We start from the raw sequence: 14343 nt of genomic DNA, 5'->3' as shown, positions 1-14343 counted from the left end.
ACTATGGTAAAATCGCGCCCGTTTGCCGTTTATGAACACGGCACAAGGATAAATTATGCTTACAACTATTGCTAAAAAAATCTTCGGCAGTCGCAACGACCGACTGCTCAAACAATACAAAAAAACCGTCTCCAAAATCAACGACATGGAAGAGGCTATACAAGCCCTGTCCGATGAAGAATTACGCGCCAAAACCGCCGAATTCAAACAAAAATTGGCAGACGGCGCAACGCTAGATGCCATTTTACCCGAAGCGTTTGCCGTGTGCCGTGAAGCATCACGCCGTGTGTTGGGTATGCGCCATTTTGACGTGCAACTGATTGGTGGCATGGTGCTGCACGACGGCAAAATCGCCGAAATGCGTACAGGCGAGGGCAAAACGCTGGTTGGCACATTGCCTGTTTACTTGAACGCGCTGGCTGGCAAAGGCGCACACGTGGTTACCGTAAACGACTATTTGGCAGAGCGCGATGCCAACATCATGCGCCCTTTGTACAACTTTTTGGGCTTGGAAGTGGGCGTGATTTTGAGCAATCAAGAGCCAATTGAACGCCAAACCGCCTATGCTGCCGACATCACTTATGGCACAAACAACGAATTTGGTTTTGATTATCTGCGCGACAATATGGTGGACGACCCATACAGCAAAGTGCAGCGCGAACTGAATTTTGCCGTTGTGGACGAAGTGGACAGCATTTTGATTGACGAAGCGCGTACACCGTTGATTATTTCGGGTCAGGCAGACGACAATATTGAGCTGTATCAAGTCATGAACCAAGTGCCAAGCTATTTGGCACGTCAAGCGACCGAAGATGGCGAGGGCGATTATTGGGTTGATGAAAAAAATCATCAAGTTATCTTGTCAGAAGCAGGGCATGAACACGCCGAGCAAGTGTTGGCGCAATTGGGTTTGTTGCGCGATGGCGAATCGCTATACGACCGCAACAATATCATGTTAATGCATCACTTAATGGCAGCCTTACGCGCCCACAGCTTGTTCCACCTAGACCAGCATTATGTGATTAAAGACGGCGAAATCGTGATTGTGGACGAACACACAGGTCGTTTAATGGACGGTCGCCGTTGGTCAGACGGCTTACATCAAGCGGTAGAAGCCAAAGAAGGCGTGGAAATCAAAAAAGAAAACCAAACGCTGGCGAGCATTACGTTCCAAAACTACTTCCGTTTGTATACCAAATTATCGGGAATGACGGGTACAGCAGACACAGAAGCCTTTGAGTTCCAAAGCATTTATGGCTTGGAAACGGTGATTATTCCAACCAATAAGCCAATCCAACGCAAAGACTTCAACGACCAAATTTTCCGCACCGCCGAAGAAAAATTTGAAGCCGTAGTCAAAGACATTAAAGAATGCTACGACAAAGGTCAGCCTGTTTTGGTTGGTACAACCACGATTGAAAACTCAGAATTGGTGTCGCATTTGCTAACGCAGGCTGGTTTGCCGCACAACGTGTTGAACGCGAAAGAGCACCACCGCGAAGCCTTAATCGTGGCGCAAGCAGGCAAGCCAAGCATGATTACCGTTGCCACCAATATGGCAGGGCGTGGTACAGACATCGTGCTGGGCGGCAATGTGAAACATCAAGCCGATGCGATTCGTGCCGATGAATCGTTGTCAGACGCGGAAAAAGACGCGCAAATTCAGGCTTTGGAGCAAAACTGGGAACTCGAGCATCAACGCGTGATGGAAGCAGGTGGTTTGCACATTATTGGTACAGAACGCCACGAAAGCCGCCGCATTGACAACCAGTTGCGTGGTCGTGCAGGTCGTCAGGGCGACCCAGGTTCAAGCCGATTCTATTTGTCGTTTGAAGACCCATTGTTGCGCTTGTTTGCGTTAGACCGTGCCGCGGCGATTTTGGATAAACTCGCACCAGAGCGCGGTGTGGCGATTGAAGCAGGCATTTTGACGCGTCAAATTGAAAACGCACAACGCAAAGTGGAAGGTCGCAACTTTGATATGCGTAAACAAGTGTTGGAATACGATGACGTGGCAAACGACCAACGCAAAGTGTTGTATCGTTGGCGCAACGACATCTTGCAAAGCACCGATATCGGCGACATTGTCAAAGAAATCCGCGAAGCGATTGTGAGCGACTTGGTGGACAGATACATTCCGCCAGCCAGCATGGAAGAGCAATGGGATATTCCTGCACTAACACGCGTGTTGGCAGAAGAATTCAATGTTCATGTGGACATTGCAGGCTGGTTGAAAAAAGACAGCAGCTTGGAAAACGAAAACATTAAAGAGCAACTGTTGGCGCAAATTGAAAAAGATTATGCCGACAAGATTGCGCGTTTACCCGAAGCCAAAATCTTCCACGATTACGAACGCAATGTGTTGATGAGCTGGATTGACCAAAGCTGGCGCGAACATTTGGCAGCGATGGATTATTTGCGTCAAGGGATTCATTTGCGCGGTTATGCACAAAAAAATCCGAAACAGGAATATAAACGCGAAGCCTTTGAAATGTTCCAAGCCATGCTGCACAACATTCGCAGCAATGCAACCAAACAGCTGATTTATGTTCACGTTCAAACGCAGGAAGAAATACAGGCGGAACAAGAAGCGCGTGCGTTAGCAATGCAAGCCGTTCACGCTGCTGCGCCCGACATGGAAGCGGTTTTAGCGCAATCGCGCGATGGCTTGGCGCGTGGTGCGTTTGACCCGAATGCCGTATCCGAAGAAGACGCGCAATATTTGCCCGATGCGTTGGAAGCGGCTGGCAAAGTGGTACACCGCAACGACCCTTGCCCTTGTGGTAGCGGTTTGAAATACAAACAATGCCACGGACGTTTGGCATAAAACACAAAAGCAGCCTGCACTTTTTGTTGATTTAAAGTGCAGGCTGCTTTTTATCCACGCAATCATTCAGGTAAACAAAATGACAACATTCAATCCACAAGACACTCAACACATGCAACGCGCTTTGGAACTGGCGTGGCAAGGGCGGTTTTCCACATCGCCCAATCCGCGTGTTGGCTGCGTTATCGCGCACGGCAGTCAAATTATTGGACAAGGTTTTCATGTACAGGCTGGTTCGCCGCACGCCGAAGTCCACGCTATTCGTCAAGCAGGCGAATTGGCGCGTGGTGCAACCGCCTACGTTACGCTAGAACCGTGTTCGCATTATGGACGCACGCCGCCCTGTGCCGAAGGTTTGATTGCGGCAGGCGTGTCGCGCGTGGTTGCCGCCATGACCGACCCCAATCCGCTGGTTGCAGGCAAGGGTTTGGCAATGTTGCAAGCGGCTGGCATTATGGTAGAACAAGGCTTGCTGGAACACGAAGCACGACAGCTTAATCGCGGATTTTTGTCGCGCATAGAACGCAATCGCCCGTTTGTATCGCTCAAAATCGCCGCCAGTTTGGACGGCAAAACCGCGCTGTCTAACGGTCAAAGCCAATGGATAACAGGTGCAGCCGCTCGTGCCGATGTGCAAATTCAACGCGCTCAAAGTTGTGCCGTGCTAACAGGCATTGGCACGGTGTTGGCGGACAATCCACGCTTGAATGTGCGCGATTTCCCAACCGTACGCCAACCTTTGCGCGTGGTGCTGGACAGCCAGTTGCGAACGCCCAAGTCCAGCCACATCATTCAAGACGGACAACGCACACTCATCATCACCACATCGCCCGATACGCAAAAATTTGCCACTTATGCCAACGTAGAAATCAGCAAGCAGCCTGCACCCATTTCCTTGCCCGAAGTCTTGCACGAACTGGCACAGCGTGGCATAGGCGAATTGATGATTGAAGCAGGCAGCCACTTGGCAAGTGCGTTTTTGCAACAAGATTTACTTGATGAAATCGTGTATTATCAAGCACCTAAATTATTGGGCGACACGGCGCGTGGTGCGTTTTTGTTACCCGAAAATGACGATATGTTGCGCCAAAATCCTGCGTGGCAAACGGTTAGCCTTGACCGCGTGGGCGATGACATCAAATGGGTATTGCAAAAACGGTAAAAAGTGCAGGCTGCTTGATATTTATGCTTGCAGCGTAACCGTGATTACCCTAAAATTCCGCGTTTTTTATTTTCACTGCTGCCCGAACGCCGCTAAACAGCCCCAGAGATTTTTAAGTTTAGCGGATTGAATTCAAATCAGAACAAGGCGACAACGTCCGCCGTGTACACATAGTACATAAGGACGTTGGCAACGCGGTTATGGTTTGAAGTCAATTCGCTATAAATCAAAAGACAAACTGTCCAAAGCAATCAAAACAGCCCTGTTTTTATTTCATTGGAGTATGCCATGACTCAAACCGCACCTTATTTGCAAATCAAAGGATTAGCAAAAAAATACGGTGATAATCTCGCTGTCAAACCTCTTGACCTAGAAATCAATCAACACGAAATTTTCGCGCTGCTGGGCAGTTCGGGTAGTGGTAAATCCACATTGTTGCGTATGCTCGCTGGCATGGAAACGCCAAGCGAAGGGAAAATTCTGCTGGACGGTCAAGACATTACCAAACTCGCACCCTATGACCGTCCTATCAACATGATGTTCCAAAGCTATGCGCTGTTCCCCCACATGACGGTGGAAGACAACATCGCATTCGGCTTAAAACAAGACAAATTGCCCAAAGACGAAATCGCCGCGCGTGTAGAAGAAATGCTGCGCTTGGTGCAAATGCCGCAATACGCCAAACGCAAACCGCACCAATTATCGGGCGGTCAGCAACAGCGCGTGGCGTTGGCGCGTTCGTTGGCAAAACGCCCTAAATTGTTGTTGCTGGACGAACCACTCGGCGCGTTGGACAAAAAATTGCGCCAACAAACGCAATTTGAATTGGTAAACACGCTGGAAAAAGTGGGCGTAACCTGCATTATGGTAACGCACGACCAAGAAGAAGCGATGACGATGGCACACCGTGTGGCAATTATGTCGCACGGTCAGTTGGAACAAGTAGGCACGCCAGCCGATGTGTACGATTACCCCAACAGCAAATTCACGGCAGAATTTATTGGCGAAACCAATATTTTTGAAGGCAAACTGGTACACAAAGACGATGCTCACGCCTTGATTGATTGCCCAGAATTGCCCGCCAAAGTTTATACCGACCAAAAATTTGAAGCGCAAAACGGTCAAACCATTTGGATTTCTATCCGTCCAGAAGACATTGATTTACATAAAGAAAAACCAGCTCATCGCGACACGCACAACTGGGCAAAAGGCAAGGTTAAAGAAATTGCCTATTTGGGCAGCTTTGCGATTTACCACGTTGAAATGGAAAACGGGCGCATTATCAAAAGCCAAGTGCCTGCGCCGTATTGGTATGTGCGCGGCATTGAACCGCCAACTTGGGGCGATGAAGTGTATTTGGATTGGCCAGAAAACCAACCCACGCCTTTAACTCGATAAGAAAGGCAGCCTGCAATGTCTGATACTTCCACTACAAAACGCCGTGCGCGTCATGGAGCGCGTTGGGTGATTGGTGTGCCGTTTTTTTGGCTGTTTTTGCTGGTGTTGATACCGTTTTTTATCGTGTTCAAAATCAGTTTTGCCGAACAAGCATTGAGCATTCCACCGTTTACGCCTTTGTTTAACGAACAAGGCAGCCTGCACATTATCACGCAGAATTACAAAGATATTTTTGCTGATTTTGGTTCATCGCTGTTGGCATTGTTGAACCCATTTTCCGAAGACAACGGCAGCAGCATTTATCTTCGTGCTTATTGGTTGTCGGTTAAAACCGCGCTGACTACTACGCTGATTTGCTTGCTGCTGGGCTACCCAATGGCATACGCGATTGCGCGCGCCAAACCGTCTATTCGTAACGCGCTGCTCATGGCAGTGATGTTGCCGTTTTGGACATCATTTTTGTTGCGCGTGTATGCGTGGATGGGCTTGCTCACCACCAACGGCATCATCAACAATTTTTTAATCAAAATCGGCTTGATTCAAGAACCGTTAGACTTGTTTTATAACGCGTTTTCGTTGAATTTGGTTATGGTGTACGCCTATTTGCCGTTTATGATTTTGCCGCTCTACACGCAACTGGTTAAGCTAGACAACCGCTTGCTAGAAGCCGCTGCCGACTTGGGCGCACACCCGATTAAAGCCTTTTTCACGATTACTTTGCCATTGTCTAAATCGGGCATTATCGCAGGCAGTATGCTAGTGTTTATCCCATCGGTAGGCGAATATGTGATTCCCGAATTGGTGGGCGGCCCAGACAATTTGATGATTGGTAAAGTGATGTGGCAAGCCTTCTTTGACCAAAACAACTGGCCACTTGCCGCAGCCATTGCGGTGATTATGGTCTTGCTGTTGGTTGTGCCGATTGCCCTGCAACAATATTTTGACAACCGCGAAGCCGCGAAAGGGGGTAAATAATGCACTCTGGAAAATTGTCTCCTTTTTTGAAAGTCATGCTGTTTTTGGGATTGGCGTTTTTATATATCCCATTGGTTATGCTGATTATTTATTCGTTCAACGAATCCAAATTGGTAACGGTTTGGGGCGGTTTCTCAACCAAATGGTATGGCAAATTGCTAGACAACCGCCAAATCCTAAACGCCGCATGGTTGTCGCTTAAAATTGCAGTTGTGTCGTCTTTGGCGGCGGTTGCGCTTGGCACAATGGCTGGTTACGCGCTGGCACGAATCAAGCGTTTTCGTGGTAGCACCTTGTTTGCAGGTATGGTGTCTGCGCCGATGGTGATGCCTGATGTGATTACAGGCTTATCCATGCTGCTACTGATTATCCAAGTGCAAGGCTTGCTGCAAGGCGCATTGGGCAACGATGTATCGTGGTTAGACCGTGGCTTTTTTACGATTTTCTTGGGACACACCACGCTGTGTATGGCATACATCACCGTTGTGATTCGTTCGCGCTTGGTTGAGCTAGACCAATCGCTAGAAGAGGCCGCCATGGACTTGGGCGCACGTCCCATGAAAATCTTTTTTGTGATTACGTTGCCGCTGATTATGCCCGCCATTGCGTCAGGATTTTTGCTCGGCATTACCCTGTCGCTGGACGATTTGGTGATTACGTCATTCTTGTCGGGGCCTGGTTCATCTACCTTGCCGCAAGTGATTTTCTCCAAAATCCGCTTGGGGCTAGACCCGCAAATGAACGTGTTGGCAACCATTATGATTGCTGCCGTTGGCACATTGGTTTTGGCGATGAATTATGTTGTAATGCGTCAAACCACCAAACGCGAGCGCGAAATGCAGGCTGCTTATAAAGCCGAAGCCAGCGTGTAAACCATACAAAAAAGCACGGTTTAACACAGTAGCACTCTGTTAAGCCGTGTTTTTTTGTGTAAAGTGCAGGCTGCTTTGTGCTAGAATGCGCCCAACTAACCGTTTGCTACACCAAACCACAGTAGGGGAGAAAACCATGAACATCACAATTTTAGGCACAGGCGCATGGGGTACAGCATTGGGCATACATTTTGCCTTGTACGGACATCGCATACAAATGTGGTCGCACAACCGCGAACACGCACAAACCATGCAAACCAGCCGCCTAAACGACCGCTATTTGGCAGGCTTTACCTTGCCCGACAATTTAAGCGTTCATGCCGACATGAGCGAAGCCTTACGCGATAGCGAACTCGTTTTGGTAGTAACGCCTGTGGTTGGCTTGCGTAGCAGCGTAGAACAGCTCAAAGAACACAGTGCAGGCTGCTTGCCGATTTTAACCGCCTGCAAAGGCTTTGAATTAGACACAGGTTTACTCACATTCCAAGTCGTCAAAGAAATCCTGCCCGACAACGACAAAATTGGCGTATTGTCTGGCCCCAGCTTCGCGCAAGAATTGGCAAAACAACTGCCTTGCGCCGTGTGTTTAGCATCGGAAAACAGCGCGTGGATTAACCAATTAACCCACAATTTAAACAGCAACATCATGCGCTTATATGCCAACGATGACGTGATTGGCGTATCAGTTGGCGGCGCAGTCAAAAATGTCATGGCGATTGCCACAGGCTTATCAGACGGTTTGGGCTACGGCTTGAACGCTCGTGCCGCCTTGGTAACACGCGGTTTAGCCGAAATCACACGCTTGGCAACCGCCATGGGTGCACAACAAAAAACCATGATGGGCTTGGCAGGCATGGGTGATTTGATTTTGACTTGCACAGGCGCATTGTCGCGCAACCGCAAAGTCGGTTTGGGCTTGGCAGAAGGCAAAAGCCTACATCAAGTGCTCAAAGAAATCGGACACGTTGCCGAAGGTGTGCCAACCATTGAAGAAGTTCACAACACCGCCGTTAAACACCAAATCGATATGCCGATTACCAGCATGCTCTATCAACTAATTCGCAACGAATTAGCCGTGAGTGATGTGATGGAACGCCTAATGCAGCGCGAACCCAAACACGAATAAAGCAGCCTGCACTTCATTTTCCTTTTATTTTTTATGGATAAAAATATGAACCAAACGATTGAACAACTAGAAAGCAAAATCCAAGCCCTTATTGCCCAACTTCATACACTGAACATGGAAAATAATCGCATTACCGATGAGCTCAAACTAGCGCGCCAAGATTTTGAACAACAAGCACAAGAATTAAACGAAGAGCGTATCAAACACAATGATATCGCCCTATTGGCTGCCAATCAAAATTCAGGTAATGAAGAATTAAGCAGCAAAATTGAACACCAAGAACAACAAATCCAACTGCTCGAAAAAGAGCGATTGAATTTGCGTGATCAAATTGCGTTCCTACAAAACACCATTCAAAACAAAGAAAAAGACTGGCAAGGCAAAATTGAGCAATGCCGCAACGAATTAGGCGAGCAAGCACTCAAAAACCAAGAAAGCCATGCAGAACAACAACAACGCATCGAAACCCTGCAACAAACCCTGCACGATGCAGAAAGCCAAATAAGCAGCCTGCGCCAACAACTAGACAGCCAAGCGCAGCAAATCCAAGAGCAAACCGCGCAAAGTGAAAGCCAAATCAATCAACTGCACGACAAAATCAATGAAAAAGACAAACAAATCATTGAATTGCAAAAAAATTTAGACCAGTCCCAAAACGACGCGCGAGAAGCCCAAACCAAATTGCAGGCTGCTTTGGCAGAAATAGACGAACAACGCCAAAGCCACAACCTTGCCCTGCAAGAACAACAAGCCCAAGCACAAGACGAATTTTTGCGCGAAGTAGAGCGTCAAAAGTCCGCCATTCAAATGCTGGAAGAAGCCCATAGCGACACCGTAAAAAAATTAAATCAACAACTTGAACAAGAAAAACAAAATTGGGAAAACGAAAAAAATCAGCTGCGTGAACAAATTTCTCAGCTTAACACACAAAACCAAGCATACCGTAGCCTGTTGCAGCAAAGCGCGTCAGAATTACACACCTTGCTCAATCGCCTACCCGTCCAAGATGAAACACAACCCATTCAACAAGATGGAGAAACAGCATGAGCATCGAACAAATTAGCGTAGAAATTCTTAATCGCCAATTTACCATTGGCACACCCAATTCCGAACGCCCTACCCTGCTCAAAGCCGTTGAATTGCTTAACCAAAAAATTCACGCCATTCAAAACGCCAGCCGCAATATGGAAACCGAAAAAGTCGTGATTATGGCAGCACTCAACCTAACACACGACTTGCTCAAACTCATAGAAGAAAGCAACAAAAAAGCCTTGTCAAATGACGAATACAAACATAAAATAACCGAATTGATTGCGCTGTGCGACGATGCACTTAAAGCGCAATAAACCAGTTAAATTTCCCTGCGGTGCTCGTAACGGCACATATTTTTCTTGAACCAATAAGCGTTTGCTCGGTTGTCGGGAGATGTGGTAGGCGCGAGTGTTCTCTCTGTTAGAACGCACCCGAAGCCACCCGAGATGACCACCTTGTATCAAGGTTCAAGCAGACTTCGCCCGAGCGACATCTGCGGGGTTCTCTTCTAAAACCGTCCAAATACACATTTGGACGGTTTTTTTACGCCTTGCACGATTACATTCCCACATCAAAAATAGCCCAAACAAGCATTGACACACAAACAGAAAACATCTAAAATTAGCGGTTTCTATTACCTATTTATTGGACTAAATTTTATGAAAACCTTTTCAGCGAAACCGCATGAAGTGCAACGCGAATGGTTTGTAATTGACGCAGAAGACAAAGTTCTGGGTCGTGTTGCAGCCGAAGTTGCAAGCCGCTTGCGTGGCAAACATAAACCTGAATACACGCCACACGTTGATACTGGTGATTACATCATCGTTATCAATGCAGACAAATTGCGTGTGACAGGTAACAAATTTGAAGGCAAAAAATACTACCGTCACTCTGGCTTCCCAGGTGGTATTTACGAGCGTACTTTCCGCGAAATGCAAGACAAATTCCCAGGTCGCGCATTGGAAAAAGCTGTAAAAGGTATGTTGCCAAAAGGTCCTTTGGGCTATGCAATGATTAAAAAACTGAAAGTGTATGCTGGTGCAGAACATCAACACGCTGCTCAACAACCCAAAGTTTTGGAAATTAAATAATAAGGACACGACAAATGAACGGTAAATATTACTACGGCACAGGTCGCCGCAAAAGCTCAGTAGCTCGAGTGTTCTTGCAAAAAGGCACAGGTCAAATCATCGTAAACGGTCGCCCTGTTGATGAATTTTTCGCTCGCGAAACCAGCCGCATGGTGGTTCGCCAACCTTTGGTTTTGACTGAAAACGTAGAAGCGTTTGACATCAAAGTAAACGTTGTAGGTGGCGGTGAAACGGGTCAATCTGGCGCGGTTCGTCATGGCATTACTCGTGCATTGATTGACTACGATGCAGCTTTGAAACCTGCTTTGTCTGCTGCTGGCTTCGTTACTCGCGATGCTCGTGAAGTGGAACGTAAAAAAGCTGGTTTGCGTAAAGCACGTCGCGCTAAACAATTCTCTAAACGTTAATTCGTTTATGCATACAAAAAAGCACTTTCTGTTTTAGAAAGTGCTTTTTTGTATGCAGGCTGCTTTTTATAGTGAAGTGAAATCGCAATAGCACATAAGAGCGTTGGCAACGCCGTACTATTGCGATTTCACTTTATTAAATTACGCCCAATTCTTGTAAACCACGATAAATACCATCTTCTTCAATTCGTGGGCAAACGTATTGGGCAAGGGCTTTGATTTCGGGTTCAGCATTGCCCATTGCCACGCCAAAACCAACGGCTTGCAGCATTTCTACATCGTTGTGGGCATCGCCAAACGCCATCGCATCGTGCATGGTCAAACCAAAATAGTCTAGTGCGGCTTGTATGCCTCGCGCTTTTGAGCCTGCTTTATCTAGCCAGTCTGTGCCTGATTCGTGCCAACGTATGATTTTGATATTGTTGGGAATAATGGATTGAACCAGCGCGTCTTGGTCTGCCGAATAAAAACCTAAAATTTGATAGATTTCATGTTTTTGATAGGCAAGTGGGTCGTAGGTAAACGGCAAGCCCAGCGATGCCAAAGCAGCCTGCGAATGTTGGTTGTCCAACGCGGTAAACAAACCCGAACGAGCAACCAAGGCGTGCGAAATTTGGTGTTGTTGCAAGGTGTTAGATAATTGCTCGATTTCTTGCTGGGCAAACGGAAAACTTGCCAACGGCTTGCCTTGATATTCCACATATTGACCATTGGCGGACACAATTAAATCCATGCCGCATTCATCAACCACCGACAAAATCGCGTCAGGCAACACAGCAATGGTGCGTCCTGTGGCGATGGCGGTGATGATGCCTTTTTGTTTAAGCAAACGCAGCGCGGTTTTGGTGCTTTCTGGCACGCCACCTCGGTCGCCGTGTTTGCTGTGGTTCATGTATAGGGTTTCGTCAATGTCAAAAAAGACGATTTTGGGATTGGGTTTCGGTGTCATTGGAATAACGCTTTCGGAATGGTACAAACGGGAATAGGTTGGATTTTGTGTTGCGTAGCGCGATTAAGTCGCACAAAAATATCAAAAACTTCTTGTTCTCTGCCGCTAAATTGCTCTCGGGTGCTGCCTGCTGCGTGTTGCTCCATTGCCCATTCTAGCTCGGGATAGGTCGCGCCCATTTGTTGTTCATCGGTACGTTCGCCGTCCCATAAGCCATCGGTTGGTGCGGCTTGTTGAATGGCGGCATCAATATTCAATGTTTGGGCGATTTCATAGACTTGGGTTTTGAGCAAATCGGCAATCGGGCTAATATCTACGCCGCCATCGCCGTATTTGGTAAAAAAGCCGACACCAAAATCTTCTACTTTGTTGCCTGTGCCTGCAACCAATAAGCCGTTGATTTGTCCGTAATAATACAAAGTGGTCATACGCAAACGTGAGCGTGTGTTCGCCATTGCCAATTCGTGATTGGGTTGCAGGCTGCTTTTTTGCGTGGTTTGTTCAAATTGTTCAAACGTGGGGGTTAAATCCACCGTTAAACCTTGCACGTTGGCATATTGCTGGCACAGCGTTTGAATGTGTTTGGCGGCGCGGTCAAATTGGTCAGGCTTTTGGCGGATAGGCATATTCAGGCACAACACGGGCAAGTCTGTTTGGGCGCATAAAGTAGAAACCACTGCCGAATCAATACCGCCCGACACGCCAACCACAAAGCCGCGAGCGTGAGCGCATTGGGCGTAATCTTGCAGCCACGCGACAATGTGCGCGATGATTTTTTGCGTTTGCATGGCAATCCTTTCGGGTAAAGGGCTAAACTATACGTGGTTTTACAGACAAAAGCAGCCTGCACTTTCCATAAACAGAAAGTGCAGGTTAGCATGGTTTACTCTAATCCAATGTTTCTTATCAAGAAAAACAGTATTGTATAACTTACATTCAGAACACTTTGTTACATTATAACAAATGCGTTACAATCCCATTTTTCTACAACAAGGAGCGCGTAATGAACACTCGTTTAACTTTTTTAACCGTAGCCCTATTGTCCGCAAGCAGCCTGCACGCACAAAGTTTAGAAATCGTTAGCAGTTTTAGCATTTTGGGTGATGTGGCAAAACAAATCGGCGGCGAGCGCGTATCGGTGAGCAATCTTGTCCCAGCCGATGGCGATGCCCATGCCTATCAACTGACTAGCGGCGATATTCGCAAAATCACATCAGCCAAATTAATTTTAATCAATGGTTTAGGTTTGGAAAGTGGCGACGTGGTTCGCGCCGTACAGCAAAGCAAAGTGCCATATGCCGAAGCCGCCAAAGGCATTGAACCGCTCAAAAACGATGAAAACGCCCACCACCATCATCACGATGAAGCAGAACACGCCCACCACGACCACGGCGAATTTGACCCCCACGTTTGGCACGACCCTGTGTTGATGCAAAAATACGCCGCCAACGTTGCCGCCGCGCTCATCAAAGCCGACCCAGCAGGCAGCAGCTATTATCAAGCGCGATTCAAAGCCTATTCCACCGAACTAACGCGCTTGGACGCTTACGCACGCCAGCAATTCAACGCCGTGCCACGCGAACACCGCAAAGTGCTAACAGGGCATCATTCGTTTGGTTATTTGGGTAAACGCTATGGCGTCACTTTCCTTGCACCACAAGGGGTGAGCACCGAAGCACAACCGTCTGCGCGTACCGTTGCCTCGATTATTCGTCAAATCAAACAGCAAGGCATCAAAGCCGTGTTTACCGAAAACATCAAAGACGGGCGCATGGTGCAACGCATTTCGCAAGAAACAGGCGTGAAAGTGGGCGGCAAATTATATTCAGACGCGCTGTCCAAAGACAGCAACGCCAAGACTTATACCGATTTATTCCGCTACAACGTGCGTGTGATGAGCGGCGCGATGAAATAATCAGCCTGCACTTTCCACCAACGAAAAGTGCAGGCTGCTTTTTATTCTATTTACGCGATTTATTTAGGACGGCGATAAGTACTATGACAAGATTTACAGCTTGCGCCTGCATCGCCATACGCCGCTTTAATTTGCTCCAAATTGCCGCTTTGCGCTGCTGTGTTCAATTTATCCACCGCTGCCAAAAATTTGTCTTGTTCAGCTTTGAAGTCCGCCGCATTTTGCCAAATCACTGGCAACGCATCGCCATTGCCTTGTGGGTCATTTTGGAAATATTCGAACGGCACTTTGGCTTCTTCGGCAAACTGCGCCGCCTGCGCCTTGAATTTTTCTACGTCATACGCTTCATCGCCTTTAACGACTTTGCCCATGCCTGAAAAAGTCGGCATAAACGATTTGAATGCGGTGGAGCGGTTTTGCGAAATATCGCCTTTGCCACCCATTGCTGCGCCATTTGCACCCATTGCGCCACCCGAGTCGCCACACGCGCTCAAAGTCAGCAAAACACAAGTGGCTAAAATCGTGATTTTTTTCATGATGGTTGTTCCTATTTAAATAAAAAATGTTATAGTTTGTGCTTACGGTTTGG

General features: G+C 47.5%; 13 protein-coding genes, 1 other RNA gene and 2 pseudogenes. 13 read left to right on the top strand and 3 right to left on the bottom strand.

Features of this window, described 5'->3' with window-relative positions; genetic code table 11:
• Window positions 1–55: 55 nt before the first annotated feature.
• The 12 genes and pseudogenes from secA to rpsI all read left to right on the top strand — a co-directional run.
• Window positions 56–2504: pseudogene (gene secA, locus DQN52_RS03300) on the top strand (preprotein translocase subunit SecA); the annotation flags it as partial.
• A 119-nt stretch (window positions 2505–2623) separates the two neighbouring features.
• Window positions 2624–2827 (top strand): annotated as a pseudogene (locus DQN52_RS11565) (SEC-C metal-binding domain-containing protein); the annotation flags it as partial.
• 79 nt (window positions 2828–2906) lie between these two features.
• Window positions 2907–3989: a bifunctional diaminohydroxyphosphoribosylaminopyrimidine deaminase/5-amino-6-(5-phosphoribosylamino)uracil reductase RibD gene (ribD, locus tag DQN52_RS03295; protein WP_003788782.1), complete on the top strand. Its 1083-nt coding sequence runs from the start codon at window positions 2907–2909 to the stop codon at window positions 3987–3989.
• Between the two features lie 288 nt (window positions 3990–4277).
• Window positions 4278–5387: an ABC transporter ATP-binding protein gene (locus DQN52_RS03290; RefSeq protein ID WP_003788784.1), complete on the top strand. Its 1110-nt coding sequence runs from the start codon at window positions 4278–4280 to the stop codon at window positions 5385–5387.
• A 15-nt stretch (window positions 5388–5402) separates the two neighbouring features.
• Window positions 5403–6362, top strand: coding sequence for an ABC transporter permease subunit (locus DQN52_RS03285; RefSeq protein ID WP_003788786.1), 960 nt, complete (start codon window positions 5403–5405; stop codon window positions 6360–6362).
• A complete protein-coding gene (locus DQN52_RS03280; protein WP_003788787.1) occupies window positions 6362–7234 on the top strand; it encodes an ABC transporter permease subunit in 873 nt (290 codons plus the stop codon). The genes DQN52_RS03285 and DQN52_RS03280 overlap by 1 nt, the downstream gene beginning before the upstream one ends.
• A gap of 136 nt (window positions 7235–7370) precedes the next feature.
• Entirely contained in the window at window positions 7371–8360 is a 990-nt protein-coding gene (locus tag DQN52_RS03275) for an NAD(P)H-dependent glycerol-3-phosphate dehydrogenase (RefSeq protein ID WP_032827892.1), read from the top strand.
• Window positions 8361–8405: 45 nt separating this feature from the next.
• Window positions 8406–9407 carry a coiled-coil domain-containing protein gene (locus DQN52_RS03270; protein ID WP_111694464.1) on the top strand — a complete coding sequence of 334 codons (1002 nt, stop codon included), beginning with the start codon at window positions 8406–8408 and terminating at the stop codon, window positions 9405–9407.
• Window positions 9404–9706, top strand: coding sequence for a cell division protein ZapA (locus DQN52_RS03265; protein WP_003788793.1), 303 nt, complete (start codon window positions 9404–9406; stop codon window positions 9704–9706). Before DQN52_RS03270 ends, DQN52_RS03265 begins: the two co-directional genes overlap by 4 nt.
• 9 nt (window positions 9707–9715) lie before the next feature.
• A non-coding RNA gene (gene ssrS / locus DQN52_RS03260) (6S RNA) lies at window positions 9716–9898 on the top strand.
• Between the two features lie 153 nt (window positions 9899–10051).
• On the top strand, window positions 10052–10483 hold the full coding sequence (gene rplM / locus DQN52_RS03255; RefSeq protein WP_003788795.1) for a 50S ribosomal protein L13: 432 nt from the start codon (window positions 10052–10054) through the stop codon (window positions 10481–10483).
• A 14-nt stretch (window positions 10484–10497) separates the two neighbouring features.
• Window positions 10498–10890 (top strand): 30S ribosomal protein S9, encoded by a 393-nt coding sequence (gene rpsI, locus DQN52_RS03250; RefSeq protein WP_003788797.1) that lies wholly within the window; start codon window positions 10498–10500, stop codon window positions 10888–10890.
• Window positions 10891–11026: 136 nt separating this feature from the next.
• On the opposite strand, the gene DQN52_RS03245 is transcribed toward rpsI, so the two are convergent.
• Together DQN52_RS03245 and nadE are read right to left on the bottom strand one after the other, a co-directional pair.
• Entirely contained in the window at window positions 11027–11839 is an 813-nt protein-coding gene (locus DQN52_RS03245) for a Cof-type HAD-IIB family hydrolase (RefSeq protein WP_003788798.1), read from the bottom strand.
• Window positions 11836–12627 (bottom strand): NAD(+) synthase, encoded by a 792-nt coding sequence (gene nadE, locus DQN52_RS03240; protein ID WP_003788800.1) that lies wholly within the window; start codon window positions 12625–12627, stop codon window positions 11836–11838. The genes DQN52_RS03245 and nadE overlap by 4 nt, the downstream gene beginning before the upstream one ends.
• Window positions 12628–12842: 215 nt before the next feature.
• Here nadE and DQN52_RS03235 point away from each other — a divergent pair, with 215 nt between their 5' ends.
• Window positions 12843–13754, top strand: a complete 912-nt coding sequence (locus DQN52_RS03235; protein ID WP_003788803.1) for a metal ABC transporter solute-binding protein, Zn/Mn family — start codon at window positions 12843–12845, stop codon at window positions 13752–13754.
• A gap of 59 nt (window positions 13755–13813) precedes the next feature.
• On the opposite strand, the gene DQN52_RS03230 is transcribed toward DQN52_RS03235, so the two are convergent.
• Window positions 13814–14290 (bottom strand): c-type cytochrome, encoded by a 477-nt coding sequence (locus tag DQN52_RS03230; RefSeq protein WP_003788805.1) that lies wholly within the window; start codon window positions 14288–14290, stop codon window positions 13814–13816.
• Window positions 14291–14343 lie beyond the last annotated feature (53 nt).

This window comes from Kingella kingae (assembly GCF_900475905.1).
GTDB classification, from domain to species: Bacteria; Pseudomonadota; Gammaproteobacteria; order Burkholderiales; family Neisseriaceae; genus Kingella; species Kingella kingae.
This window is presented reverse-complemented; position numbering and strand designations above follow the sequence as displayed.